Below are 24,071 nucleotides of genomic sequence, written 5' to 3'. Positions count from 1 at the left end.
CCGCACGCCGGCATCCCCGGACGCCCGGCCGTCGCCGCGACCGTAGGCTGTGGCCATGGCGACAGCACTCATCACCGGCGCGAGCGCCGGACTGGGCCTGGAGTTCGCGTGGCAGCTCGCCACGGCGCGGCACGACCTGGTCCTCGTCGCGCGCGACGAGGCGCGCCTGGACGAGGTCGCCGGGCAGATCCGGGCCGCCGCGGGCGTCCACGTCCAGGTGCTGCCGGCGGACCTCACCGTGCCCGACGACGTGGCCCGGGTCGCGGAGCGCCTCGCCGCCTCGGGCGACGGCGAGGAGCGCCCGGTCGGCCTCCTCGTCAACAACGCGGGCTTCGCGACGCACCAGCGCTTCGTGGGCGGGGACCTCGACGTCGAGCTCGGCGCCCTCGACGTCATGGTCCGGGCCGTCCTCGTCCTGTCGCACGCCGCCGCCGGGCAGATGACCGTGCGGGGACGCGGCGCGATCCTCAACGTCGCGTCCGTCGCCGCGCTCACCGCGGGCGGCACGTACGCCGCCGCGAAGGCGTGGGTCCGCACGTTCACCGAGGGCCTCGCGGTCGAGCTCGCCGGCACCGGCGTGAGCGCCACCGTGCTGTGCCCGGGGTTCACGTACACCGAGTTCCACGAGCGCGCCGGCATCGACATGTCCGGTCTGCCCGACGTCGCGTGGCTCGACGCCGACCGCGTCGTCGCCACGGCGCTCGCGGACGTGCGTCGCGGCGTCGTCATCTCGACGCCGTCGACCCGCTACCGGCTCGCCTCCGCGGCGCTGCGCGCGATGCCTCGCTCGGCCGTGCGGGCCATCGGTCGGTACCGCTGACGGTGGAGCGTCGCGCACCGCTAGGGTGAGCGGCGCGCGGGGGCGACCGACCCCTGGGCGGGAGGGGGAGGTCGTGGGACCCGACGTGGGGTTCGGCGAGATGTCGAGCATGTTCACCGTCGTACCGATCATCATCGGAGCGGCTGCCGTCCTGATCTTCGGGTCGGCGATCGTGCGACTGGTCCGTGGTGTCACCGGGCGCGGTCGGGGAGGCGCGGAGAGCGGGCCGAGCGTGCTCCGGGCGCCGGACGCGAGCTGGCAGCGCACCGCGCGCGACGACTCGCTCGTCGACCGGTACCGCGGCGGGCCGTTCGCCGCCGACGGGTTCGAGCGCGGCGCGGTCGACGTCCTACGGGGCACCGTGCAGGGGCACCCGGTCACCGCGTTCACGTACGAGTGGCACACGCACGAGTACGAGGGCTCCGGCATCGGGACGGACTCGTCGCGCCGGCGCGTCGTCGTCCGGCGAGCCGCCCCGATCATCGCGGTCGAGACCGGTGGTGTCGTGCCGCGGCTCGACCTCAAGCCGGAGGGTGTCCTGGGCGGTCTCATGAACCGGGTGACCGGCGGGGAGATCGAGGTCGGCGACCCCGAGGTCGACAAGGCGTGGACCATCCGTGGCGTGGACGGCGAGCGGACGCGACGGTTCCTCGGTCCCGACGTGCGGGGCCTGCTCATGTCGTCGTCGCTGCGCGGCGAGCGGATCGTGCTCGACGGGGCGTACGCGTTCGTGTGCACGTCGACCGACGTCGCGGCCGTCTCCCGGGACCTCGTGGCCCTCGTGCGGAGCGGCCTCTCGGCCGCCGACGGGATGCCGCCGTCCGCGCCTGCCGCCGGGTCGCCGGGGCGGGCCGTGTCCGACGCCCCGGACTGGGGCACGCCCGGTCGCGGGTGACCCGACTACTCTGGCGGTCGTGACTACCGATCTCTCCTCGACCCCGCGCGAGCAGCTGCTCGACCTCATCCGCGATCTCGCCGTCGTGCACGGCAAGGTCACGCTCTCCTCGGGCAAGGAGGCGGACTACTACGTCGACCTGCGCCGCGTGACGCTGCACCACCGCGCCGCGCCGCTCATCGGGCACCAGCTGCTGGACCTCCTCGAGGAGCGGGGACTCGGGACGGCCGAGGTCGACGCCGTGGGCGGGCTGACGCTCGGTGCGGACCCCATCGCGACGGCGCTCCTGCACGCTGCGGCGTCGCGCGGCCAGGACCTCGACGCGTTCGTCGTGCGCAAGGCCGCGAAGGCGCACGGGATGCAGCGCCAGATCGAGGGGCCCGACGTCGTGGGTCGCCGCGTCGTCGTGGTGGAGGACACCACGACCACGGGCGGGTCGCCCATCGCCGCGATCGAGGCCGTGCGCGCCGCCGGTGGCGAGGTCGTGGGCGTCGCGACGATCGTCGACCGCGCGACGGGCGCGGGCGAGAAGATCGAGGCGCTCGGCGTGCCGTACCACTACCTCTTCAGCCTGGAGGACCTCGGGCTCGCCTGACCGGACGGGCCGGTCGACGGGTCCGGTCAGACCAGGTCGACGAGGTCCGCGACCGAGTCGACGACCTTGCTCGGCCGGAACGGGAAGCGGTCGACCTCGGACATGCGGGTCGAGCCCGTCATGACGAGGTACGTGTACAGGCCCGCCTCGATGCCCGCGACGACGTCGGTGTCCATGCGGTCGCCGATCATCGCGGTGGTCTCCGAGTGCGCGTCGATGCGGTTGAGCGCGGACCGGAACATCATCGGGTTCGGCTTGCCGACGAAGTACGGCTTGCGGCCCGTCGCGGACGTAATCATCGCCGCGACGGCGCCGGTCGCGGGGAGCGGCCCCTGCTGCGACGGGCCGGTCGTGTCCGGGTTGGTGCAGATGAACCGCGCGCCGCCGAGGACGAGCCGGATCGCCTTGGTGATCGCCTCGAACGAGTAGGTGCGCGTCTCGCCGAGCACCACGTAGTCCGGGTCGGACTCCGTGAGCGTGTAGCCGGCCTCGTAGAGCGCCGTCGTGAGGCCTGCCTCCCCGACGGCGTACGCGCTGCCGCCCGGGATCTGGTCGTGCAGGAACTGCGCCGTGGCGAGCGCCGAGGTCCAGATCGCCTCCTCGGGCACCTCGATGCCCGACGTCGCGAGCCGGGCCCGCAGGTCGCGCGCCGTGAAGATCGAGTTGTTCGTGAGTATGAGGAACGGGCGCCCCTTGTCGCGGAGCGCCTTGACGAACTCGGCCGCGCCGGGGATCGCGTGGCCCTCGTGCACGAGGACCCCGTCCATGTCGGTGAGCCAGCTCGAGATCGTCCGCGTCGGCTGATTCGTCATCGTGCGCCCTCCGTCGTGGTGCCGTCCGCGGCCTCGTCCGCCCGCGGGCCGGTGGTCGGGTCCGCGTCGCCGGCGAGGTGCTGACCGGTGACGACGTCGGCGACCTGCTCGAGGACGGGCTCCGGCTCGCGCCGCGCGGCGCGGCGTGCGCGCCACACCTCGACGACCATCGGCAGGACCGACAGCGCGACGATGAGCAGGACGAGCGCCTCGATGTTCTCGCGCACGAACGCGAGGTTGCCCAGGAGGTAGCCGAGCACCGTGAGGCCCACGGCCCACAGGAGCGCGCCGAGCAGGTTGAAGCCGACGAAGTGCTTGTAGTCCATCCGACCGACGCCTGCGGCGACCGGCGCGTACGTGCGGACGATGGGCACGAACCGTGCGATGACGATCGTGCGCCCGCCGTAGCGCTCGAAGTAGACGTTGGTCTGGTCGATGTACTTGCGCTTGAAGAACCGGGAGTCCGGCTTGTCGAAGATCTTCGGACCGGCGGTCCGCCCGATGAGGTACGCCGTCTGGTCGCCGAGGAACGCCGCGGCGAAGAGCAGCGCGAGCAGCAGCGGCAGGCTGATCTGCAGCGAGTCCTGCGCGACGAGCGCACCCGCCGTGAACAGCAGCGAGTCGCCCGGCAGGAGCGGGAAGAGCAGACCCGTCTCGATGAAGACGACCAGCACGATGCCGACGAGCGCAGCGTCCCCGAACCGGTCGATGAGCGACTGCGGGTCCATCCAGTCCGGCCCGAGGGCGACGACGTGCCCGCCCGTGCCGGCGGCGGCGAGGTGTGCGACGCCGTCGGGCAGCGCGCCGACGAGCTCAGGAAGGGTGCTCACGGGGCCTCAGCCTAGCGGGGGAGGGCCCACGGACCGGTGTGCGGGGCGGACGCCGCGCCCGCGTCCTCGGCGTCCGCCCGCCCCGGGGCACAATGTCCCGCATGACGGCGAGCGCGGCGGACGACGAGCGCGAGGTCGGCGTCGGCCCGTGGCCGGGCGGCCGGGAAGCGTGGCCGACCGACCCGCGGTACGACCCCGAGCTGCTCGAGCACGGCGACCGGCGCAACGTCGTCGACGGCTACCGCTACTGGACGGTGGAGGCGGTCGTCGCGGACCTGGACGCCCGTCGGCCCGCGGACCGCTTCTTCCACGTCGCGATCGAGAACTGGGCGCACGACCTCAACATCGGGTCCGTGGTGCGCACGGCGAACGCGTTCAACGCGGCGGGGGTGCACGTCGTCGGCCGACGGCGCTGGAACCGGCGCGGCGCGATGGTCACCGACCGCTACCTGCACGTGCACCACCATCCCGACGTCGGGCACCTCGCGGCGTGGGCGGAGGCCGAGGGACTCCCCGTGCTCGGCGTCGACAACGTCCCGGGCTCGGTGCCGATCGAGGGTTTCGCGCTGCCGCGCACGTGCGTCCTGCTGCTCGGCCAGGAGTCCTCGGGGCTCACGCCCGAGGCCGTCGCGGCGAGCGAGGCCGTCCTGCACATCACGCAGCTCGGCTCGACGCGCTCGCTCAACGCGGGCGCGGCCGCCGCGATCGCGATGCACTCGTGGGTCGTGCAGCACACGGACGCCGGGGGACCACAGGTCGAACGGCCCTGACGGCCCTGCGGCCATCCGTGCCAGACTTTGACCGACAACACCACCCCGCACGACTCCCCAGGAGCTCCGCATGCCCATCGCAACCCCCGAGGTCTACGCCGACATGATCGACCGGGCGAAGGCAGGCAAGTTCGCCTACCCGGCCGTCAACATCACGTCGTCGCAGACCATCACCGCCGCGCTCCAGGGCTTCGCCGAGGCGGAGTCCGACGGCATCATCCAGGTCTCGGTGGGTGGCGCCGAGTACGCGTCGGGCTCGACGGTCAAGGACCGCATCTCCGGCTCGCTCGCGCTCGCCGCGTACGCGGCCGAGGTCGCGAAGAGCTACCCCGTGCAGATCGCGATCCACACGGACCACTGCGTCAAGAAGAACCTCGACTCCTGGGTCCGTCCGCTCCTGCAGATCGAGGCCGAGCAGGTGAAGAACGGCGGCCTGCCGACGTTCCAGTCGCACATGTTCGACGGCTCGGACATCCCGCTGGACGAGAACCTCGTCATCGCCGCGGAGCTCCTCGAGCTCTCGCAGGCGGCCCGCACGATCCTCGAGATCGAGGTCGGCGTCGTCGGCGGCGAGGAGGACGGCCACGAGGCCGAGATCAACGAGAAGCTGTACACCACGGCCGAGGACGGCCTCGCGACGGTCCGCGCGCTCGGCGCCGGCGAGAAGGGCCGCTACCTGACGGCCCTCACGTTCGGCAACGTGCACGGCGTGTACAAGCCGGGCGCCGTGAAGCTGCGCCCGTCGATCCTCGCCGAGATCCAGAAGACGGTCGGCGCGGAGATCGGCAAGGAGAACCCGTTCGACCTCGTGTTCCACGGTGGCTCGGGCTCCACGGCCGAGGAGATCTCCGAGGCGGTCGACCACGGCGTCATCAAGATGAACATCGACACCGACACGCAGTACGCGTTCACGCGCCCCGTCGTCGGCCACATGTTCGGCAACTACGACGGCGTGCTGAAGATCGACGGCGAGGTGGGCAACAAGAAGGCCTACGACCCGCGCGCCTGGGGCAAGCTGGCCGAGGCCGGCATGGCCGCCCGCATCGTCGAGGCCGCGCAGCAGCTGCGCTCGGCGGGCAACAAGCTCCGCTGACACCCCCGGCGGTCCCGCCGCACCTCGCCGCCCTAGGTCGGGCGCGCGATACGAGAAGGCCCCCGGTCTGCGGACCGGGGGCCTTCTCGCACGTCTCGGTGCCGGTCAGGAACGCGCGCCGGTCAGGAGCCGGGCGTGCCCGGCCCGTCGGCGGCGGGCTCCTCGAGGTCGAAGCCCGGGTCCGTGTCGACGATGTCGAGCAGCTCGCCGATGCGGGTCACCTCGAGGAGGAACCGGACGGTCGGCGGTGCGCGGAGCACGCGGACACGGTGCGGGCCGCGCGACGCCAGGCGGGCGAGGAAGGCGACGCCCGACGAGTCCATGAACGTCACGTGGTGCGCGTCGATCTCGACGGGCAGCCCCGAGTCCTCGGCGGCGGCGGTCGCCTCCTGGAGGTCCGCGCCCAGGTCGGCGTCGATCTCTCCCGACAGGACGATGCGGGCACGGGTGGTGCCCACGATGACGTGCACGCTCGCCGGGTCGCCCGACCGTGCAGGGTCACCGGCGACGCCGACCGGCCGGTCGGCGGACGAGGAGGTACCTTCGCGCACGGCGCTCCTTTCAGCGGCTCCAGGACCGTTCCGGTCTCGGGAAGCACCAATCTACGGTTGAATGTCCAGTCGGGACAGTAACGCGACCGGAGCGTGTGCAGCCAGATGCGACCGCCAGGCGTCCGCAGGACGACGGCTGACGACCGCTCACGCGCAGAGCAGACCGTCGGAGGTGAGGATGGGCGGACCGCTGGGACTCGGCACCGACCTGCCCGCGCACGTCCTCGAGCTGTGCACCCGCGCCATGGACAGCGCGGGCGTCGCGATGTTCGTCACGGGCCCGCGGTCTGCGGGCATGCCCCTCGTCTGGGTCAACCGGGCGTTCGAGCGGGACACGGGTTTCGCCGCGCAGGACGTCGTCGGGCGCAGCCCGCGCGCTCTCGAGTCGCTGCTCGCCGAGCCGGTCGAGGTGGACGAGCTCCGGGCCGCGATCATCGCCGGACGTGAGATCACCCACACCGTCCGGGCCCGACGGCGCGACGGCCAGCCCGTGTGGGCCCAGCTCTCGCTGTCCCCGATCCTTGGTCCCGAGGGCGAGGTCACGCACTGGGTCGGCGTCCAGGTCGACGTGTCGGACCATCTCGAGCGGTACGCCGCCCAGGTCGCGTCGCTCGCGCTCGAGCGGCGCGAGCGGGCGGTGCTCGACGTCGTCGCGCGCAGCTCGGACCTGCTGGCCGATCTCGACCAGCCCTACGCGCTGCGCGACATCACGAGCCTCCTCGCCGGCTACGTCGTCGACTGGGCCGGCTTCTACCTCAACGACGACGGGCTGCGCTTCGCGGACGGCGTCGACACGTCGGCCCCGCCCAGCGGGCGCGGGCAGCGCCACGGCCGCTACACGCCGTGGCTCGGGTCCCAGGGGCGCCCGGGCGTCGCCGAGACCGACGCGCTCGGCGACGCGGCCGTGACCGACGAGTCGTCCCCGCGGCCGCGCCTCGTCGACGTCCCGGACCGCGTCCAGGACGTGCTCGACGGTCGGATCGAAGGTCCGGTCGAGCTCGACCTGACCGCCGAGTTCCCCCAGTGGTCCGCCTCGGGATGGCTTCGGCGCGACCTCGAGCACCGGCTCTCGCGCCTCGCGCGCCGCCCGCGCGCAGTGACGGTCACCGCCGTCCCCGGCCGTCGGCGCATCCTGGGGCTCCTCGTGTCGTGCGGGGACGAGGACGGCTCGGGGCCGCGCGGCGTCGACACGGAAGCGCGTGAGAGCGTCCGCACGCTCCTGCAGGTCATCGCCCGGCGCGCGGGCACCGCGATCGACAACGTCCGGCTCTACGCGCGCGAGCACCGCCTCGCGGAGACGCTGCAGCGAGCCATGCTGCCGGAGCAGGCGGACATCACCGGTCTCGACGTCTGGACCTACTACGCGCCGAACTCCGAGCACGCGCAGGTCGGCGGCGACTGGTACGACGTCCTGCAGATCACCCCGGACGTCGTGGGCCTCGTCATCGGCGACGTCGTGGGTCACGACGTCGAGGCGGCCGCCGCGATGGGCCAGCTGCGGTCCGTCGTGCGGTCCTACGCCTACGAGCTCACCACCCCGGGACCGGTCCTCGACCGGGTCGACCAGCTCGTCCAGGGCATGCGCATCCCGCGCTCGGCGAGCCTCGTGTACGCGGCGCTCACGCGTCCCGACGCGACGGACCCCGAGGACGCGTGGCGCATCGAGTACTCGCGCGCCGGCCACCTGCCCCCGCTGCTCCTGCGCGAGGGCACCGTCACCCAGCTCGACGACGCCGGGGGCGCGCTCGTCGGTTTCGGTGGGCGGACCCGGTCCACCGGGGAGGTGTCGCTGCGCCCGGGGGACACGCTCGTCTTCTACACCGACGGGCTCATCGAACGCCGGGACCGCGCGCTGCGCGTGGGGCTCGACGCTCTCGTCGCCGCGTCCGCCGCCGTGACCGCCGTGGACGCCGCAGGGGTCGGCGAGGAGCTCCTGTCGCGGCTCGCCGACGCCCCGGAGGACGACGTCGCGCTCGTCGTCGTGCGCATCCCCGACCCGGTGGGCGACGCGACGGCCGTCGTGCTCAGCCCGCGCAGCCGCCGGTGGCTCCTGCCGAGCGAGCCGGCGTCCATCGGGCGGGCGCGGCACGCCGTCGTGCGCACGTGCCAGGCGTGGGGGGTCAAGGACAGCGCCAACGCCGAGCTCGTGGTGTCGGAGCTCGTCGCGAACGGCGTGCTCCACGGCTGGGGCCACCTCGCGCTGCGCCTGTTCGACACGGGCGACGGGATCCGGGTCGAGGTCGAGGACTCCAACCCCGCGCCGCCCGTCCCGACGGACGGCCACGCCAACCGCATGGGCGGGTTCGGCATGCAGATCGTCGAGCGGCTCGCGGACTGGGGCTGGCGGCCGACGGCGTCCGGCAAGCTCGTCTGGGCGACGCTGCGGCCCCAGTCGGCCTCGCGCCAGACCTGACCTGCGGCCGTCAGGCCTGGGGCTCGACCTTGGCGAACCCTGACGGGGGCGTCGCGGGCTCGCAGCGGTGGTCGGCGTCGATGCGGAACAGCTCGAGCGCGCCGCAGACCTCCAGGACGAAGAGGTCGCGGTCGTCGCAGCCCCGCAGGACCGTCGCGCCGCCGCGCTTGCGGCCGGAGTCGGCGAGCGAGATGAGGAACGCCGCGCCCGTCGAGTCCATGAACGTCACACGGCACATGTCGATGACGAGCAGCTGCCGCCGCAGCCCGACGACGCGCGCCGCGATCTCCGGGAACTGGTCGCGCTCGGCGAGATCGAGGTCCCCGGTGATGACGAGCGTCGTCGTCGCGGGGGAGGTGGCGATCTCGATCATGCTGTCGACTGTAGACGCGGCCGAGGGGCCCTGCACCCCGCGACCCTGCGACGTGCGCCGACGCCCGAGGCCGACGGCGCCCGCTCAGCGCAGGGCGCGCACCTCGTCGGCGGACGTGCCGGACGCGCGCAGGAACTGCTCGCAGCGCTCGGCCTCGTCGACCTCGCCGATGTAGGCGGCGCACTCGGCGAGCGCGAGCAGCGCGCGCAGGAAGCCCTGGTTGGGCACGTGGTCGGCGGGGATGGGTCCCTGGCCGCGCCAGCCCGCGCGCCGGAGCGCGTCGAGGCCGCGGTGGTACCCCGTGCGGGCGAACGCGTACGCGGTCACGGCGCCCTTCGAGCCGTTCTCGTGGAGGTAGTCCTCGGCGAGGAACGCCCAGGCGAGCGACGACGAGGGCTCGCGCGCCGCGATCTCGTACGGGTCGCCCCCGGCGTCGAGGCCGTCGCGCACGGCGGCGAAGTCGTCGGGGAGACGGACCGGCGCGGGCCCGTCGAGGAGGTTCTGGTGGGAGTCGCTCATGGCCCCATTGTGCCGAACCCGGGGTTGCGCGGCTCCCGAGCCTGCCGAACCCCGGGTTGTGCGGCACGAACGGCCCTCGGCGGCGCACAACCCCGGGTTCGCCAGTCCGCGGGCGGCGCGCCGTGGACGGCCTGCGCCCCGAAGGTCAACGACCGGTAAACTCATCGCGGTCCCCGGGTGACTGCCGCCCGGGGGACGCCTCGGGCCCCGCGGGAGCCGCGCCGTCGGGCACGACCGGCACCTGTCGCGCGATCGACGCGCGCACGACATGACCGGCCCGAGGAACAGGCAGTCGAAAGTGGGGAATCCATGCCAGGCGTGGTGCTCGTCGGTGCCCAGTGGGGCGACGAAGGCAAGGGCAAGGCGACCGACCTCCTCGGGTCGCGCGTCGACTACGTGGTGAAGTTCAACGGCGGCAACAACGCCGGCCACACCGTCGTCATCGGCGACGAGAAGTACGCGCTGCACCTGCTCCCTTCGGGAATCCTCTCGCCGGGTGTCACGCCAGTCATCGCGAACGGTGTCGTCGTGGACATCGAGGTCCTGTTCCAGGAGCTCGACGACCTCATCGCGCGCGGCGTCGACGTCTCGAAGCTGCTCGTCTCGGGGTCGGCGCAGATCATCGCGGGCTACCACCGCACGATCGACAAGGTGAGCGAGCGCTTCCTCGGCAAGCGTCGCATCGGCACGACGGGACGCGGCATCGGTCCGGCGTACGCGGACAAGATCAACCGCGTCGGGATCCGCCTGTGGGACCTGTTCGACGAGAAGATCCTCGCGGAGAAGATCGAGGGCTCGCTCGACCAGAAGAACCACCTGCTGGTCAAGGTCTACAACCGCCGGGCGATCACCGTCGACGAGACGCTCGCGGAGCTGCTGCAGTACGCGGAGCGCATCAAGCCGATGGTCGCCGACACGTCGCTCGTGCTCAACAAGGCGCTCGACGAGGGCAAGAACGTCCTCTTCGAGGGCGGCCAGGCGACGATGCTCGACGTCGACCACGGCACGTACCCGTTCGTCACGTCGTCGAACGCGACGGCGGGCGGCGCGCTCACGGGATCGGGCGTCGGGCCGACGCGCATCAGCTCCGTCATCGGCGTCATCAAGGCCTACACGACGCGCGTGGGCGAGGGCCCGTTCCCCACCGAGCTGTTCGACGCGAACGGCGAGTACCTGCTCAAGCAGGGCGGCGAGTACGGCGTGACGACGGGCCGCGCCCGCCGCTGCGGCTGGTACGACTCCGTCATCGCCCGCTACGCGACGCGCGTCAACGGCATCACCGACATGGTGCTCACCAAGCTCGACATCCTCACCGGGTTCGAGAAGGTCCCGGTCTGCGTCGCGTACGACGTCGACGGCGTGCGCCACGACGAGATGCCGCTCGACCAGACGGCGTTCCACCACGCGACGCCGATCTACGAGGAGCTCGACGGCTGGTGGGAGGACATCTCCGGCGCCCGCACGTTCGAGGACCTGCCGGTCAACGCGCAGCGCTACGTGCTCGCGCTCGAAGAGATGTCGGGGACGCGGATCTCGGCGATCGGCGTCGGCCCGAGCCGCGACGCGATCATCCCGCGGCACGACCTCATCCACTGAGAGCCGACCTGTCAGCGTCCCTCAGGTCTTCCGGCCGGTGGGACGCTGACAGGTCGCGCGGGCGACGTCGGTAGACTCGGCGCCCGTGAAGATCCTCGTCGTCGGGACCGGTGCCCGCGAGCACGCCATCGTCCACGCCCTCGCGCGCGAGGCCGGCCGCCTCGGCACCGCACCGCACGAGATTCACGCGGCGCCGGGCAACCCGGGGATCGCCGACCACGCGACGCTGCACCCGGTTGACCAGCTCGACGGCGCCGCGGTCGCCGGGCTCGCGACGCAGCTCGGGGTCGATCTCGTCGTGGTCGGCCCCGAGGCGCCGCTCGTCGCAGGCGTGGGCGACGCCGTGCGCGCGGCGGGCATCCCGGTGTTCGGCCCGTCGGCGGAGGCTGCGCGACTCGAGGGCTCCAAGGCGTTCGCCAAGGAGGTCATGGCTGCCGCGTCCGTCCCGACGGCGCTCGCCCACGTGTGCACGGACGTGGACGAGGTCGCCGCCGCGGTCGACGCGTTCGGCCCCCCGTACGTCATCAAGGACGACGGCCTCGCCGCGGGCAAGGGCGTCGTGGTCACGGAGGACCGGCAGGCGGCGCTCGAGCACGCGGCCGCGTGCTTCGCGTCCCCGCGCGTCGCCGCGGACGGGACGCCCGAGGACCCGCGCGTCGTCGTCGAGGAGTACCTCGACGGCCCCGAGGTGTCGCTGTTCTGCCTGTCCGACGGCGCGACGGTCGTCCCGCTGCAGCCCGCCCAGGACTTCAAGCGCGCGTTCGACGCCGACGCCGGCCCGAACACCGGCGGCATGGGCGCGTACAGCCCGCTGCCGTGGGCGCCGGAGGGGCTCGTCGACGAGGTCGTCACGCGCGTCGCGCAGCCCACGATCGACGAGATGGCGCGGCGCGGGACCCCGTTCGTCGGGGTCCTCTACGTCGGCCTCGCCCTGACGAGCCGCGGGACGCGCGTCGTCGAGTTCAACGCGCGCTTCGGCGACCCGGAGACGCAGTCGGTGCTCGCCCGGCTCCTCACCCCGCTGTCCGCGCTGATGCTCGCCGCGGCGCAGGGCCGGCTCGCCGAGCAGCCGCGGCTCTCGTGGTCCGACGACGCGTCGGTCACCGTGGTCGTCGCGGCGCACGGCTACCCCGGCGCGGTCCGCGGCGGCGACCCGATCGCAGGAATCGAGGCGGCGGAGGACGTCGAAGGCGTGCACGTGCTGCATGCCGGGACCTCGCGCGCCGACGACGGCGGGCTGGTCGCGTCGGGCGGGCGCGTCCTGTCGGTGGTCGCCCAGGGCGCGGACCTCGCCGAGGCGAGACGCCGCGCGTACGCGGCGGTCGATCGGATCGTGCTCCCTGGGTCGCACCATCGCACGGACATCGCGGCGAAGGCGGCCGCGGGCGAGGTCACGCTCGCACGCTGATGCCAGCCGTCGGACGACCACGCCCGACCTGGCTGCGCCGTCGAACGCGACTCTCCGCGCCGTCGAACACGACCTGGCGGTCGTTGTCCGGCTGATGACGACCGCCAGGTCGTGTTCGGAGCTACCGGGGGATGCCGGTCAGGTCAACCGAGCCGCCACTTCTGGTTCGCGCCTCCGTGGCAGTCCCACAGGATGAGGCGCGCGCCGTCGTTGCTGTTCCAGCCGTCGACGTCGACGCACTTGTTCGCGTTCACCGACACGAGGTCGCCCCCGCCGCTCAGCACGAACTGCTGCGCCGGGTGACCGCTGCAGTTGACGAGCTGGATCGTCGCGCCGTTGACCGTCGACCCCCACGCGACGTCCATGCACTTGCCGCCGGCGCGGACGGTGCCGTCGCCGGGGAAGGTCCACTGCTGCGCCGCCGTGTTGTTGCACGTCCAGAGCTGCAGCGCCTTGCCGTCGGAAAAGTCGCTGCCCGGGACGTCGATGCACTTGTCGGCGTAGCCGACGATCGGGCGCGCACCGGACCCACCGGTCGTGACGAGTGAGAGCCCGTAGGTGTCGAGGATGGGACGCAGCGGCTGGAAGATCGAGTTCCCGCCGTTGCTGCAGCTCCCGCTCCCGCCGGACATGACACCCTGCGCCTGGTTGCCCGAGATGACCGAGCCGCCCGAGTCGCCGCCCTCGGCGCAGGCCGTCATCGTGACGAGCCCGTAGACCGGCCCGTTCGAGTAGTTCACCGTGACGTTCTTCGCCGTGATGGTGCCGCAGCGCCAGCCCGTCGTGGCCCCGGACCGGCACACGGCCGCGCCGACGGGCGCCTCAGCCGCGCCGGCAACCTCGACGGTGCCGCCCGCGTAGTTGTTCACCTGCGGGACGGGAGAGAACCCGCCGTCGACACGCACCCACGCGTAGTCGTTCCCGGGGAACGACGACGCCTGGACGGTGCCCATCCGCGCCCACGACGCCGTGAGCGACTCCTGGCCGGCCGAGCCGCAGTGGCCGGCGGTCACGAACCCGCCCTGGACGGCGAACCCGATGGAGCAGGCCGCGCCCGACGAGGCGCCCGGGTTCCGGGTGATGTACCGGTCGCCGCCGCGGACGTCCGCGACGGGCTCGTACGTGGCGGCGACGACCTCGGTGCGCACGGCTGCTGCGTCCACGTCGGCGCTTGCGACGAACGACTCTGCGGCCTGCGCGTCGACCGCCTGGACGACGACCTCGTTCGTCGTGACGTCGACGTACCAGGCCTGGACGGCGTCGGGGGCCGCGGCGTCGCCGAGCGCCTGTGCGGTCGCGTCGAGCGCGTCGAGGCTGCGGTCGACGACGACGGCGTCCGCCCCCGTGGCCTCGACGGCCGGGAGCAGGGACGCGTCGGTGACGGCCACGACCGGTTCTCCGGCCTCCGCGTCGACCCAGGTCCCGGCGTACGACGAGCCGAGCTCGGCGCTCAGGGTCTCCTCGATGGTCCCGGTGACGACGTCGAGCGTCAGCCGTTCGTCGATCTCGCCGGGGTCCAGGTCGAGGTCTCGCGAGAGGGCCCGAAGCTGGCCCGCCGGCAGGTCGGCAGAGCCGGGGGCGACGTCGGCCGGCGCGCCGCTCGCCCCGGTCGTCGTGGTGGTGGCCGGCATGGCGGGCATGGCCGTGGCGGTCGACGCCGAGCCGACGCCCGCGACGACCAGGCCGAGGCTCCCTGCTAGCGCTGTCAGGCGGAAGTGCAGCTTTCCGTGGTGCATCGTTGCCTCCGTGGTGCGGAACAGCGACGCCGCACTCATCGGCGACGTCGCGGACGGGTGGTGCTGATCCGTGCTGATCCGTGCTGCTGCCCCGTGAGCGGGGCGTCGTGCTCTGTGGGAGAGACTCTGTCGTCGATGAGAGAGCGCTCCCACACACGTTGTAAGGCACCTTAGCAAATGTCGGGACGATCGTCACGACGCCTTCTCACCGACGACGATCCGCGCTGTCGAGCACGACGTGGGGTCGTCATCCGACCGCAAGCGATCCCCCGTGTCGTTCTCGGCGGGGGCGCAGGGGACCGCACCTCGGACGGGTCTGCGGGGGTCGCGACGGGCGGTGGGAGAATGGGCGACGTGACCGACACGCCCCTGGATCCCGCACCGGTGCTCTCGCTCGGCGAGGCCGACGCGTTCGACACCGCCGCGCTCGACCTGCCCGGCTGGCGGCACGTGTACTCCGGCAAGGTCCGCGACCTCTACGAGCCGGACCTGCCCGCCGTCGGTGGGGTCCACCCGCTCGGCGACGTGGTGCTCGTCGTGGCGAGCGACCGGGTCAGCGCGTTCGACCACGTGCTCTCCCCGGGCATCCCGGACAAGGGCGTCGTGCTCACGCAGCTCAGCCTGTGGTGGTTCGAGCAGCTCGCGGATCTCGTGCCGAACCACGTCGTGTCGACCGAGGTGTCGGCCGAGCCGGGCGACGGCCTGGTCCCCGACGTGGTCGCGGGCCGCGCGATGATCTGCCGACGGCTCGACATGTTCCCGGTCGAGTGCGTCGCTCGCGGCTACCTCACGGGCTCGGGCCTCGTCGAGTACCGCGCCGGCGGGGCGGTGTGCGGCGTGCCGCTGCCGGACGGCCTGGTCGACGGATCGCGCCTGCCCGAGCCGATCTTCACGCCCGCGACGAAGGCCGCCGTCGGCGAGCACGACGAGAACGTCTCGTTCGAGGTCGTGGCCGAGCAGATCGGTGTCGAGGACGCGACGCGCCTGCGCGACCTCACCCTCGCGGTGTACGCGCGGGCCGACGAGATCGCGCGCGAGCGCGGCGTGATCCTCGCGGACACCAAGCTGGAGTTCGGGGTCGACCCGACCACGGGCGCGACGGTGCTCGGCGACGAGGTGCTCACGCCCGACTCGTCGCGGTTCTGGCCCGCCGACCAGTGGGAGCCAGGCCAGGCTCAGCCCAGCTTCGACAAGCAGTACGTGCGCGACTGGCTGGCGTCGCCCGCGTCGGGCTGGGACCGGTCCGGCGACGCGCCGCCTCCGCCGCTGCCCGCTGACGTCGTGGCGCGCACGCGGGACCGCTACCTCGAGGCCTACGAGCGGCTCACGGGTTCGTCCCTGGCCTGACACGACATCGCTCACGCCGTCCGCGCTCCGGCGCGGAGGTAGGTGTGCCCGCTCGGCGCCGTCCACCGGACCGTGCCGTCGCCCAGGAGCGCGGGACGCCACCCGTCGCGCGCCCGCACGACGTGGTGGTGCCGGCACAGCGCGACGAGGTTGTCGGCTGCGTGGGCGGACTCGTCGCCGGGCCGCGGCGCGACCACGTGATCGAGGTCGCACCGGAACGCCGGCACGGCGCACCCCGGGAAGGTGCACGTCACGTCCCGGGCGAGGACCGCGGCGACCGTCCGTACTGACGGGCGGCCCGTCGTTGCGGGCTCGGTGGTGGGGGGGAGTGGTGGTGCAGCCAAGACCGGTCTCCGTCCGCTGGGGTGATGAGCGTGCGAGGGCGGGGAAGGGGCAGGACCCCGCCCTCGCACGCGTGGTCGAGCGTGCGTCTCGAACACGTGTTCGAGAATAGCGGCACTCTCCGACACCGTCCTGCGAGGGCGTCGCGGTGACCCGACCAGAGGCGCAGGCCGACACGCGCCGTGGCGCGTGGCGTGGACGACGGCCGTGACGTGAGCGGGGCGCGGGTAGACTGACCGCGGAATCCCGCCGTCGGCTCCCGCTCGCTCACGCCGTGACGTGCCGCCACGTGCTGCACGCGCCAGTGACCGGGATCCCGGAGCCCCGGCCCTCCCGAACTCTTCGCCAAGGAGCACCCGTGGGACGCGTCGTCGTCGAGGTCATGCCCAAGCCCGAGATCCTGGACCCGCAGGGCAAGGCCGTCGTCGGGGCGCTGCCGCGCCTCGGCTTCACCCAGTTCACGTCGGTCCGTCAGGGCAAGCGGTTCGAGCTCGAGGTCGAGGGCGACGTGACGCCCGAGGTCCTCGCGGCCGCGCAGGAGGCCGCCGTGAAGGTGCTGTCCAACCCGGTCATCGAGGACGTCGTCCGCGTGGCTGACGCCGTGACCGACCTGTCCGACACTGCGGGCACGGCCGCGGCTTCTCAGGGCCTCGCCTGATGACCGCGTCCTCCGCGCTCGCGACGGCGCGCGTCGGCGTCGTCACGTTTCCCGGCACGCTCGACGACCGCGACGCGGCCCGTGCCGTGCGCCTCGCCGGCGGCGAGGCCGTCCCGTTGTGGCACGCGGACGCCGACCTGCACGGCGTCGACGCGGTCGTCCTCCCGGGCGGGTTCTCCTACGGCGACTACCTGCGTGCCGGTGCCATCAGTCGCTTCGCCCCGGTCATGGAGTCGCTCGTCGACGCCGCGCAGGGCGGGCTGCCCGTCCTCGGCATCTGCAACGGCTTCCAGGTCCTCACGGAGGCCCACCTGCTGCCGGGCTCGATGATCAAGAACGACCACCTGCACTTCCTGTGCCGCGAGCAGGTCCTCGTCGTCGAGAACGCCGAGACGGCCTGGACGCGCGACTACTCCGCGGGCCAGCGCATCACGATCCCGCTGAAGAACCAGGACGGGCAGTTCGTCGCCGACGACCGCACCCTCGACGAGCTCGAGGGAGAGGGTCGTGTGGTGTTCCGCTACGACGGCTGGAACCCGAACGGCTCGCGCCGCGACATCGCCGGCATCTCGAACGCTGCGGGCAACGTCGTCGGGCTCATGCCGCACCCCGAGCACGCCGTCGAGGCCGGTTTCGGCCCGGCCTCGGAGGCGGGCCCGCGTGCGGGCACGGACGGCCTGGGCTTCTTCACCTCGGTGCTGAGCACGCTCGTCCACGCGTGACGGTCACGGCTCACGGGGCCGACGGCGCACGCACGGCCGCGGCCCCGGGCGTCACCGTGTCGGTGGTCCCGGGGGACGACGCCGACGCGCTCGCCCTGTTCGCGCGCCAGCAGGCCGAGCTCGCGCAGCGGTACGGCGAGCCCGACAGCGGGGCGTTCGACGCCACGGAGCTCGTCGCGGCGCTCGTCGTACGCGACGGGACGGAGTCGGTGGCGTGCGTCGCGCTCCGCGACGTCTCGGGGACGCCCGACGGTCGCGGCGGCCACCACGCGCCGTCGACCGGCGAGGTGAAGCGCCTCTTCGTCGTGCCCGAGCACCGGGGGCGCGGGCACGCCCGGACTGCCATGCGGGCCGCGCACGAGCACGCCGTGGCGACCGGACTTCGACACCTCGTCCTGGAGACCGGCACGCGGCAGCCGGAGTCGATCGACCTCTATCTCGACCTCGGCTACCTCCCGACCGAGTCCTACGGCCACTATGCCGGCGACCCGCTGTCCCGGTGCTTCGCCCTCGACCTCAGCTCGGGGCCGTCCGAGCGGCAGGGGGCCGGTCCGGGAGCGCCCGACGGGATCGAGGTGCGTGCGGTGCCGTGGGACGACACCGACGCCTTCGCGCTGCGTCGCGAGATGCACGACACGTCGTCGACGGTCCTGTACCCGGAGCTGTTCGCCGGGCTGGAGGCCGCGGGCGGGTTCGACGCCGTGGACGCCCGTCTCGGCGCCGCCTCCGTGGCGACATTCGTCGCCTGGTGGCGCGACGAACCGGTTGGCTGTACATCGCTGCGACGCGTGGCACCCGGCGTCCGTGACGTCCACGGCGAGGCGCTCGAGGTGAAGAAGCTCTTCGTCCGCGAGGCGGTGCGTGGGGTGGGTGTCGCACGGGCGCTCATGGCTACGGTCGAGGCCGAGGCGCGTCGGCAGGGCGCGACGACGCTCCTCCTGGAGACCGGCATCCGGCAGCCCGGTGCGATCACGCTCTACCGGTCCCTGGGCTTCCGCGCCGTCCTGCCGTACCCGCCGTTCGACCGCGGCGACAACGGCATCGCGCTCTGCTTCGCCAAGCCGCTGCGCTGATCCAGGCGCCCCCGTCCCGAGTTGTCCTGGTTCGTACCGGGCCGACCCGATAGTGTGGTCCGCGTGATCTCCGCCCTCTCCGGTGCCTACTCCGTGCCCGCGCTCGTCGGCGAGCTGCTGGGCTGGGTCTTCGGAGCCGTCGCGCTCGTTCCGGGCGGCATCGGTGGCCTGGCCACGGAGGCTCGGGAGATCGCGACGGACTGGGGCATCCCGGTGGCCGAGGTGACCGACCTCTACGCCGCGTTCCCCGCGCGGCTCCTCCTCGCCGTGGCCGTGGTGGCGCTCGTGGGCGCGACGACCGCCGTCGTCCACGGGGTGCGCGAGCGGCGTCGGGCACGCGCGCACACCGGGCGCTGAGCCCGGCGCTCATCAGCCCGCGACGACCAGCGGCCGGACCTCCTCGCCGAGGAACCGGACGAACGCGTCGAGGTCCGGTTCGTCCGCGGTCGGCTGGACCGCCACGGCGCTCGCGCCGGCGCCCGCGAGGGCGAGCACCCCGTCCGCGATCGCGCGCGCGTCGCCACCCGCCCCGATGCCGATCCCGGCCTCGCGCCCCCAGAGCGGCACCTCGCGGTCGACCCGCTCCTGCGCGCCCGGGCCTGTCGCCGCGATGAGGGTCGCGTGCACGTCGGGCTCCGGACGCCCCGCGTCGTGCGCCGCGGTCCGGACGGCGTCCACCGTCTCGCGGACCTCCGCCGGCGTGAACGCGTTGGCGAGGATCAGACCGTCGCCGAGCTCGCCCGCGAGCGCGATCGACCGAGGGCCGACGCCTCCGAGCCACAGCGGGACCGGCTCGGTGGGCGGCCAGTCGAGACGGACGTGGTCGAGGGTGACGTACCGGCCCGACGTCGTGACCTCTTCGCCCGCGAGCAGGGCGCGCAGCGCGAGGGTGTGCTCGCGCAGGAGCGTCAGGGGTGACGAGACCCGCACGCCCGCCTGACCCATCCACTCCTGGACGCCGTGCCCGACCCCCGCGACGAACCGCCCGGGGAACATGCGCCCGAGGTTCGCGACCTCCATCGCCGTGATCGCCGTGCTGCGCAGCGGTGCGGGCATGAGCCCCAGCCCGACGCGCACGCGGTCCGTCCAGGCGAGCGCCGCCGCCGCGGACGCGAGGCCGCTCTGCTTGAAGCAGTCCTCCCACACCCACAGGTCGTCGAGGCCGGCGGCCTCGGCGCCCGTCGCGAGCGCGCGCAGCGACTCCGGGGGATGGGTGGGGACGTAGGCGATGCCGAGCCGTGGTGTCGTCATGCCCCCCATCGTGCCGTGAGCCTCGGACACTCAGGCGTCGCGCTGACGCGCTCGCGACCGACCGCGGCGCGGAGGGTGCGCGAGCCGGTCCGCCTCGGCGAGGAACGCGAGCTGTGCCACGACGCTCTGCCGGGCGGCGCCGAGCACCGACGGGTCGACGTCCGCGTAGACGTGCGCCGTCACGCGCTCCGCTGCGGACTCGTCGCCCGGCGCGAGGTCGAGCGCCGCGAGCGCGGCACGCACCTGGGCGAGCCGCTCGAGCCGATGGGTCCGGTACGCGCGCACCCGCTCACCGAGGTCGTCGATCACCGGGCCGTGACCGGGGAGCCCGGTCGTCCGCCGGTTCCCCACGACGGACTCGATCCGGTCCAGGCTCTCGAGGTACCTGCCGAGGGATCCGTCGGGCTCGGCGATCACGGTCGTGCCCTGCCCGAGGATCGTGTCCCCCGTGAGCACCGTGCCCGACGGCGCCCCGGGACCGGGCGTCTCGTCCCCGCGTGCGTCGTCGCGAGGTGCGTCGTGCCCGGGTGCGTGGGGTCCGGTGGCGACCGGGCCGTCGTCGGGCAGGACCAGGCAGACGGAGTCCGCGGTGTGGCCGGGCGTGGCGAGCACGGCGACGCGCACACCGGCGACGTCGATGGCCTCGCCGTCCACGAGCGGCTGGCCGTCGTGGCAGTGCGCCGGTTGGACCGCGCGGACGGGCGCACCCGTGAGGGCGCGCAAGCGGGCCGACCCCGCGGTGTGGTCGGCGTGCCGGTGCGTCACGAGGATCAGGGCCACCGGCCCGGCCGCAGCCAGTGCATCGAGGTGCGCCGCGTCGTCGGGCCCGGGGTCCACGACGACGCACGTCTGTGCGCCGGGTGCGCGCAGGACGTACGAGCGCGTGCCGTCGAGCGTCATGGGTCCTGGGTTGTCGGCGCGCACGACGGAGGCGAGCCGGGTGACAGGAGTAGGCGCGGACATCTCAGATGACCCGGACGGGGCCGGGGTAGCGGCCGAGGACGGCGTCGTGGGTGACGAGCGTGTGTCCCGTCGTCAACGCCTGAGCGATGAGCAGCCGGTCGAAGGGATCGCCGTGGATCTGGGGTAGTGCCCTCACTGCGGCAGCCGCGATCCCGTCCACGGCCAGCTCGACGAGTCCGATGTCGAGGGCGGCCTTCCGCGCCTCCACCGGATCCACGGTGAAGTCCGGTCTGCCGAGGGAGGCCTTGATCGCGATCTCCCAGACGTTCACCGCGCTGAACCACACGTCGTTCTCGGGGTTCTCGAGCTCGTCGAGGGCCGCGTCGGGCAGGTGTCGAGGCTCGTACAGGGCCCAGAGCAACAGGTGTGTGTCGAGAAGGATCGTCACTCGGAGCCCTCGAACATCGCGATGATCTCGTCCTGTGCCCAGGTGTCGAAGTCCGGCGGGATCGTCGCTCGCCCGGCGAGGATGCCGAGGCGGCGCCGAGCGCGCGGGCCGGAGGCCGCGGCGGTGAGGCGCGCGACCGGCCTGCCTGCGCGCGCGATGAGGATGTCCTCGCCCGCCTCGACCTCGGCGAGCAGGCGCGACAGGTGGGTCTTCGCCTCGTGGACGTTGACGGTCTTCATGGTGCCTCCGCGCCGCGTGCAGGCCTGGGACCAGCGGACTAAGCCAGGTTAGTCCATCTCCGGCCGGCGCGGAAGGGCCGCAGCCTGAGGGGCGCCCGGTCAGGCGCGGTGACGCAGGACGGCGGGGCGGCCCTCGTCGTCCCACTGCGAGAACCGCCCATCGATCAGCGGGCCGACGAGGTCGTACGTCTCCCACGTGTCCGGCACGCGGTAGACGTCCTCGGGCTCGCCGTCGCCCGGGCTGACGGCGTCGACGTAGTCCTCGAGGTAGAGGCCGCCGCCCTCCTCGTCGTCCTCGTCGCCCACGTAGTACGCGAGGGCGAACGCTGCCGCCTCCGGGTCGAGGTCGTCGGTGACGAGCTTCCCGTCGCACGACTCGTGGACGAACCGGCCACCGGTGAGCTCACGGTTACGCAGAGCGGCGAGCTCCTCGGCGGCCTCGTCCTCCAGGTCGTCGGAGACGCGCCCGCCGAGCACGGCCCACGCGAGGAACACCCCGATGTGGGTGGCGCCCGCCTCGGGGCCGGCCTCGGGCGGGAACCCCTCACCATCGGAGTGCCAGGACGCGTCGTCGAGCTTCGTCGTCATGGCGGCGACGCTACCCGAGGGCACCGACGAGGAGCTCGAGCGTGCGGGCGCGGCCAGGGGTCGCGTCGAGCGGCTCGTCGGCGCGGGACGCCGCGACGGGGACGACCATGATCTCGTCGACGCCGTGGCGGTCGGCGAGTCGGCGGAGCTCGGCGGCGGCGTCGTCGGGCGTCCCGATGATCCAGCGCGACCGCATGGCCTCGATGGTCTGCTCGGCCAGCGCGTCGAGCGGCGTCGCCTGCGCGTCCTCGACGGTCTCCAGCGCCCCGAGCGCCTGACCGGACCGCAGGCGCGCCATCATGCGCAGCTGCGGCAGCGCGCGGGCGTGCGCCTCCTCGGCGGTCTCGGCGACCACGACGTTCGCCGTGAGGAACGTGCGCGGCTCCGGGTGCGCCTCGCTCGGGCGGTAGCCCTCGCGGTAGAGCGCGAGGATCTCGTCCATCCCCTGGCCCGAGAAGTGGTTGGCGAACACGTACGGCAGGCCGAGCTCGGCGGCGAGCCGGGCCGAGTAGTCGCTCGACCCGAGGAGCCAGACGGTGGGCGTGCTCTCGGCGGCCGGGGTCGCGTGGACGTCGTAGACCTGGCCGCTCGTCAGGCGAAGCTGCGCGCCCTGCGGGCTCATGAGCGCGAGGATGTCCGTCACGTGCTGCGGGAAGCGGTCGACGTCGGCCGTCGGGCCGGTGATGCGCAGGAGCTGGGTCACGACGGGGTCCGAGCCCGGCGCGCGACCGAGACCCAGGTCCACGCGTCCCGGCGCGATCGCCTCGAGCGCCGCGAACTGCTCCGCGACGACGAGCGGCGCGTGGTTGGGCAGCATGACGCCGCCCGAGCCGACCCGGATCCGCTCGGTCACCGACGCCGCCGCCGCGATCATCACCGGGGGCGTGGACGCCGCCACCGCGGCCATGTTGTGGTGCTCGGCGAACCAGTAGCGCTCGAGCCCGAGCCGGTCCGCGAGACGGACGAGATCGAGCGAGGAACGGACGGCCTGGGCGCTCGTCTGGCCCGAGCGCACGGGCACGAGGTCGAGGACGGACAGGCGAGGGCTGGGGGACGCCGCGGCGTCGGGCGAGGTGCTCATCACGAGGGACAACCCCGCCGCACCGGACGCGCATTCCCGCCGTCCCCGGGCTGCGCGCGCGCCGGATGGCGGTATCGGACCGGGAGCGGCATCATCGGCAGCACAAGGCGGTGCGGTGGTCGCGACGATGTGGCGACCGCATTGGGGGACGACGACCCTGGGGCGAGGGGAGCGGCCGTGGACGACGACATCAACTTCCACGCCGATGTGGTGCTGTACTACGACTTCGACGGCATGCCGATCGACGAGCGGACCTGGCACGAGCTGCGCGGCGACGACCGGTCGGTCGTGGGTCTCGACGTGGTCGCGGGCTGGTCGGTGTTCACGCGCTGGGTCGGCTACGACCGGTCCGAGGGCCGCATGCCGCTCATGTACTCGACGCGTGTCGAGCCCGGCGGCCTGTTCAGCTCGTCCTTCACGCGCAGCGGCGCCGAGGTGCTGCACCAGCACGTGGTCGACGCGCTCGTCCAGGGCAACCCGGCGTCGCGCGCGCTGTTCGACGTCGAGCCGTGGGAGTACCCGGGCTTCGCGTGACCAGCGACAGGGAGCGTCAGTCCCGGACGGCGGCGACCGCCTCGATCTCGACGAGCTGGTCGTCGTAGCCGAGCACCGTGACGCCGAACAGCGTGCTCGGCACGTCGTGGTCGCCGAACGCGTCGCGGACGACGTTCCACGCGGACACGAGATCCGCCTGCCGCGTCGACGCGACGAGGACGCGCGTGCTCACGACGTCCTCGAGGGTGGCGCCGGCCGCGGCGAGCGCGACGACCATGTTCTCGACGCAGCGCGCGGCCTGTGCGGCGTGGTCGCCCGGGCCGACGGTGCGCCCGTCCGCGTCGAGCGGGCACGCGCCTGCGAGGAAGACCAGCCGCGCATCCGCCGCGACGGTGGCCGCGTAGGCGTACTCGGCGACGTCGGACAGCTCGCTCGAACGGACGAGGGTGACGTTCTTCGGCACAGGACCTCCAGGTGGGAGTCGAGGGTCAGGGACGGCACGTCCTCGGGCGA

28 protein-coding genes are annotated in these 24,071 nt (G+C 73.3%); 14 read left to right on the top strand and 14 right to left on the bottom strand.

Annotation, left to right across the window (positions count from 1 at the left end):
• Positions 1-55 precede the first annotated feature (55 nt).
• From AC4H2G_RS03115 to pyrE, 3 genes are all read left to right on the top strand, one after another.
• Positions 56-820: an SDR family NAD(P)-dependent oxidoreductase gene (locus AC4H2G_RS03115; RefSeq protein WP_494364293.1), complete on the top strand. Its 765-nt coding sequence runs from the start codon at positions 56-58 to the stop codon at positions 818-820.
• 73 nt (positions 821-893) lie between these two features.
• Complete coding sequence (locus AC4H2G_RS03110) at positions 894-1,715, top strand: hypothetical protein (RefSeq protein WP_494364292.1); 822 nt, start codon at positions 894-896, stop codon at positions 1,713-1,715.
• A 19-nt stretch (positions 1,716-1,734) separates the two neighbouring features.
• Positions 1,735-2,310, top strand: a complete 576-nt coding sequence (pyrE, locus tag AC4H2G_RS03105) for an orotate phosphoribosyltransferase (protein ID WP_494364291.1) — start codon at positions 1,735-1,737, stop codon at positions 2,308-2,310.
• 26 nt (positions 2,311-2,336) lie between these two features.
• Here the strand turns inward: pyrE and AC4H2G_RS03100 are convergent, their stop codons facing one another.
• The gene (locus AC4H2G_RS03100; protein ID WP_494364290.1) at positions 2,337-3,122 is read right to left on the bottom strand and encodes an HAD-IIA family hydrolase; all 786 of its coding nucleotides are present in this window, start codon (positions 3,120-3,122) and stop codon (positions 2,337-2,339) included.
• Complete coding sequence (locus AC4H2G_RS03095; protein ID WP_494364289.1) at positions 3,119-3,952, bottom strand: VTT domain-containing protein; 834 nt, start codon at positions 3,950-3,952, stop codon at positions 3,119-3,121. Before AC4H2G_RS03095 ends, AC4H2G_RS03100 begins: the two co-directional genes overlap by 4 nt.
• A 101-nt stretch (positions 3,953-4,053) precedes the next feature.
• On the opposite strand from AC4H2G_RS03095, the gene AC4H2G_RS03090 reads away from it, so the two are divergent.
• Both AC4H2G_RS03090 and fbaA read left to right on the top strand, forming a co-directional pair.
• Complete coding sequence (locus AC4H2G_RS03090; protein ID WP_494364288.1) at positions 4,054-4,722, top strand: TrmH family RNA methyltransferase; 669 nt, start codon at positions 4,054-4,056, stop codon at positions 4,720-4,722.
• Between the two features lie 70 nt (positions 4,723-4,792).
• Positions 4,793-5,815 (top strand): class II fructose-bisphosphate aldolase, encoded by a 1,023-nt coding sequence (gene fbaA / locus AC4H2G_RS03085; RefSeq protein ID WP_494364287.1) that lies wholly within the window; start codon positions 4,793-4,795, stop codon positions 5,813-5,815.
• 122 nt (positions 5,816-5,937) lie between these two features.
• On the opposite strand, the gene AC4H2G_RS03080 is transcribed toward fbaA, so the two are convergent.
• Positions 5,938-6,366 carry an STAS domain-containing protein gene (locus AC4H2G_RS03080; RefSeq protein ID WP_494364286.1) on the bottom strand — a complete coding sequence of 143 codons (429 nt, stop codon included), beginning with the start codon at positions 6,364-6,366 and terminating at the stop codon, positions 5,938-5,940.
• Positions 6,367-6,544: 178 nt separating this feature from the next.
• Between AC4H2G_RS03080 and AC4H2G_RS03075 the strand changes: the two genes are divergently transcribed.
• Entirely contained in the window at positions 6,545-8,779 is a 2,235-nt protein-coding gene (locus tag AC4H2G_RS03075; protein ID WP_494364285.1) for a SpoIIE family protein phosphatase, read from the top strand.
• A 10-nt stretch (positions 8,780-8,789) separates the two neighbouring features.
• Here the strand turns inward: AC4H2G_RS03075 and AC4H2G_RS03070 are convergent, their stop codons facing one another.
• Together AC4H2G_RS03070 and AC4H2G_RS03065 are read right to left on the bottom strand one after the other, a co-directional pair.
• Entirely contained in the window at positions 8,790-9,152 is a 363-nt protein-coding gene (locus tag AC4H2G_RS03070; RefSeq protein WP_251152610.1) for an STAS domain-containing protein, read from the bottom strand.
• 84 nt (positions 9,153-9,236) lie between these two features.
• The gene (locus AC4H2G_RS03065) at positions 9,237-9,671 is read right to left on the bottom strand and encodes a DUF3151 domain-containing protein (RefSeq protein ID WP_494364284.1); all 435 of its coding nucleotides are present in this window, start codon (positions 9,669-9,671) and stop codon (positions 9,237-9,239) included.
• A 309-nt stretch (positions 9,672-9,980) separates the two neighbouring features.
• On the opposite strand from AC4H2G_RS03065, the gene AC4H2G_RS03060 reads away from it, so the two are divergent.
• Together AC4H2G_RS03060 and purD are read left to right on the top strand one after the other, a co-directional pair.
• Entirely contained in the window at positions 9,981-11,267 is a 1,287-nt protein-coding gene (locus tag AC4H2G_RS03060) for an adenylosuccinate synthase (protein ID WP_494364283.1), read from the top strand.
• An 85-nt stretch (positions 11,268-11,352) separates the two neighbouring features.
• On the top strand, positions 11,353-12,675 hold the full coding sequence (gene purD / locus AC4H2G_RS03055) for a phosphoribosylamine--glycine ligase (protein ID WP_494364282.1): 1,323 nt from the start codon (positions 11,353-11,355) through the stop codon (positions 12,673-12,675).
• Positions 12,676-12,818: 143 nt separating this feature from the next.
• Here the strand turns inward: purD and AC4H2G_RS03050 are convergent, their stop codons facing one another.
• Positions 12,819-14,411 (bottom strand): ricin-type beta-trefoil lectin domain protein, encoded by a 1,593-nt coding sequence (locus AC4H2G_RS03050; RefSeq protein ID WP_494364281.1) that lies wholly within the window; start codon positions 14,409-14,411, stop codon positions 12,819-12,821.
• 345 nt (positions 14,412-14,756) lie between these two features.
• Here AC4H2G_RS03050 and AC4H2G_RS03045 point away from each other — a divergent pair, with 345 nt between their 5' ends.
• Positions 14,757-15,758, top strand: a complete 1,002-nt coding sequence (locus tag AC4H2G_RS03045; RefSeq protein WP_494364280.1) for a phosphoribosylaminoimidazolesuccinocarboxamide synthase — start codon at positions 14,757-14,759, stop codon at positions 15,756-15,758.
• A gap of 11 nt (positions 15,759-15,769) precedes the next feature.
• Here AC4H2G_RS03045 and AC4H2G_RS03040 read toward each other — a convergent pair whose 3' ends face one another.
• On the bottom strand, positions 15,770-16,102 hold the full coding sequence (locus AC4H2G_RS03040; protein ID WP_494364279.1) for an HNH endonuclease signature motif containing protein: 333 nt from the start codon (positions 16,100-16,102) through the stop codon (positions 15,770-15,772).
• A 356-nt stretch (positions 16,103-16,458) separates the two neighbouring features.
• On the opposite strand from AC4H2G_RS03040, the gene purS reads away from it, so the two are divergent.
• From purS to AC4H2G_RS03020, 4 genes are all read left to right on the top strand, one after another.
• On the top strand, positions 16,459-16,758 hold the full coding sequence (gene purS / locus AC4H2G_RS03035; protein ID WP_435738286.1) for a phosphoribosylformylglycinamidine synthase subunit PurS: 300 nt from the start codon (positions 16,459-16,461) through the stop codon (positions 16,756-16,758).
• Positions 16,758-17,480: a phosphoribosylformylglycinamidine synthase subunit PurQ gene (gene purQ, locus AC4H2G_RS03030; RefSeq protein ID WP_494364278.1), complete on the top strand. Its 723-nt coding sequence runs from the start codon at positions 16,758-16,760 to the stop codon at positions 17,478-17,480. The genes purS and purQ overlap by 1 nt, the downstream gene beginning before the upstream one ends.
• A complete protein-coding gene (locus tag AC4H2G_RS03025; RefSeq protein ID WP_494364277.1) occupies positions 17,477-18,553 on the top strand; it encodes a GNAT family N-acetyltransferase in 1,077 nt (358 codons plus the stop codon). The genes purQ and AC4H2G_RS03025 overlap by 4 nt, the downstream gene beginning before the upstream one ends.
• 63 nt (positions 18,554-18,616) lie before the next feature.
• Entirely contained in the window at positions 18,617-18,910 is a 294-nt protein-coding gene (locus tag AC4H2G_RS03020; RefSeq protein ID WP_494364276.1) for a hypothetical protein, read from the top strand.
• Between the two features lie 12 nt (positions 18,911-18,922).
• Here the strand turns inward: AC4H2G_RS03020 and AC4H2G_RS03015 are convergent, their stop codons facing one another.
• The 6 genes from AC4H2G_RS03015 to AC4H2G_RS02990 all read right to left on the bottom strand — a co-directional run bounded on the left by AC4H2G_RS03015 (position 18,923) and on the right by AC4H2G_RS02990 (position 23,063).
• Positions 18,923-19,804: an LLM class flavin-dependent oxidoreductase gene (locus AC4H2G_RS03015; RefSeq protein WP_494364275.1), complete on the bottom strand. Its 882-nt coding sequence runs from the start codon at positions 19,802-19,804 to the stop codon at positions 18,923-18,925.
• Between the two features lie 30 nt (positions 19,805-19,834).
• A complete protein-coding gene (locus tag AC4H2G_RS03010) occupies positions 19,835-20,767 on the bottom strand; it encodes an MBL fold metallo-hydrolase (RefSeq protein WP_494364274.1) in 933 nt (310 codons plus the stop codon).
• A 1-nt stretch (position 20,768) separates the two neighbouring features.
• Positions 20,769-21,128 (bottom strand): type II toxin-antitoxin system VapC family toxin, encoded by a 360-nt coding sequence (locus AC4H2G_RS03005; RefSeq protein WP_494364273.1) that lies wholly within the window; start codon positions 21,126-21,128, stop codon positions 20,769-20,771.
• 23 nt (positions 21,129-21,151) lie between these two features.
• Entirely contained in the window at positions 21,152-21,394 is a 243-nt protein-coding gene (locus AC4H2G_RS03000) for a type II toxin-antitoxin system Phd/YefM family antitoxin (protein ID WP_494364272.1), read from the bottom strand.
• Between the two features lie 99 nt (positions 21,395-21,493).
• A complete protein-coding gene (locus AC4H2G_RS02995; protein ID WP_494364271.1) occupies positions 21,494-21,982 on the bottom strand; it encodes a DUF7832 domain-containing protein in 489 nt (162 codons plus the stop codon).
• A gap of 10 nt (positions 21,983-21,992) precedes the next feature.
• Entirely contained in the window at positions 21,993-23,063 is a 1,071-nt protein-coding gene (locus AC4H2G_RS02990) for an LLM class flavin-dependent oxidoreductase (protein WP_494364270.1), read from the bottom strand.
• Positions 23,064-23,240: 177 nt separating this feature from the next.
• On the opposite strand from AC4H2G_RS02990, the gene AC4H2G_RS02985 reads away from it, so the two are divergent.
• Positions 23,241-23,597, top strand: a complete 357-nt coding sequence (locus tag AC4H2G_RS02985; RefSeq protein ID WP_435738296.1) for a hypothetical protein — start codon at positions 23,241-23,243, stop codon at positions 23,595-23,597.
• Between the two features lie 16 nt (positions 23,598-23,613).
• Here AC4H2G_RS02985 and AC4H2G_RS02980 read toward each other — a convergent pair whose 3' ends face one another.
• The gene (locus tag AC4H2G_RS02980) at positions 23,614-24,021 is read right to left on the bottom strand and encodes a RidA family protein (protein WP_494364269.1); all 408 of its coding nucleotides are present in this window, start codon (positions 24,019-24,021) and stop codon (positions 23,614-23,616) included.
• Positions 24,022-24,071: the final 50 nt, after the last annotated feature.

It is taken from the genome of Cellulosimicrobium sp. BMG9.23 (assembly GCF_059159985.1).
This window is presented reverse-complemented; position numbering and strand designations above follow the sequence as displayed.

What these genes read in the sequence shown, in the direction of transcription:
- AC4H2G_RS03045 (WP_494364280.1), top strand. Translation starts at nt 14,757, where the DNA reads ATGGGCGACGTGACCGACACGCCCCTGGATCCCGCACCGGTGCTCTCG.
- AC4H2G_RS02990 (WP_494364270.1), bottom strand. Translation starts at nt 23,063, where the DNA reads ATGAGCACCTCGCCCGACGCCGCGGCGTCCCCCAGCCCTCGCCTGTCC.
- purQ (WP_494364278.1), top strand. Translation starts at nt 16,758, where the DNA reads ATGACCGCGTCCTCCGCGCTCGCGACGGCGCGCGTCGGCGTCGTCACG.
- AC4H2G_RS03075 (WP_494364285.1), top strand. Translation starts at nt 6,545, where the DNA reads ATGGGCGGACCGCTGGGACTCGGCACCGACCTGCCCGCGCACGTCCTC.
- AC4H2G_RS03015 (WP_494364275.1), bottom strand. Translation starts at nt 19,804, where the DNA reads ATGACGACACCACGGCTCGGCATCGCCTACGTCCCCACCCATCCCCCG.
- AC4H2G_RS02995 (WP_494364271.1), bottom strand. Translation starts at nt 21,982, where the DNA reads ATGACGACGAAGCTCGACGACGCGTCCTGGCACTCCGATGGTGAGGGG.
- AC4H2G_RS03115 (WP_494364293.1), top strand. Translation starts at nt 56, where the DNA reads ATGGCGACAGCACTCATCACCGGCGCGAGCGCCGGACTGGGCCTGGAG.
- AC4H2G_RS03050 (WP_494364281.1), bottom strand. Translation starts at nt 14,411, where the DNA reads ATGCACCACGGAAAGCTGCACTTCCGCCTGACAGCGCTAGCAGGGAGC.
- AC4H2G_RS03010 (WP_494364274.1), bottom strand. Translation starts at nt 20,767, where the DNA reads ATGTCCGCGCCTACTCCTGTCACCCGGCTCGCCTCCGTCGTGCGCGCC.
- AC4H2G_RS03065 (WP_494364284.1), bottom strand. Translation starts at nt 9,671, where the DNA reads ATGAGCGACTCCCACCAGAACCTCCTCGACGGGCCCGCGCCGGTCCGT.
- AC4H2G_RS03090 (WP_494364288.1), top strand. Translation starts at nt 4,054, where the DNA reads ATGACGGCGAGCGCGGCGGACGACGAGCGCGAGGTCGGCGTCGGCCCG.
- AC4H2G_RS03070 (WP_251152610.1), bottom strand. Translation starts at nt 9,152, where the DNA reads ATGATCGAGATCGCCACCTCCCCCGCGACGACGACGCTCGTCATCACC.
- AC4H2G_RS03100 (WP_494364290.1), bottom strand. Translation starts at nt 3,122, where the DNA reads ATGACGAATCAGCCGACGCGGACGATCTCGAGCTGGCTCACCGACATG.
- AC4H2G_RS03060 (WP_494364283.1), top strand. Translation starts at nt 9,981, where the DNA reads ATGCCAGGCGTGGTGCTCGTCGGTGCCCAGTGGGGCGACGAAGGCAAG.
- fbaA (WP_494364287.1), top strand. Translation starts at nt 4,793, where the DNA reads ATGCCCATCGCAACCCCCGAGGTCTACGCCGACATGATCGACCGGGCG.
- AC4H2G_RS03000 (WP_494364272.1), bottom strand. Translation starts at nt 21,394, where the DNA reads ATGAAGACCGTCAACGTCCACGAGGCGAAGACCCACCTGTCGCGCCTG.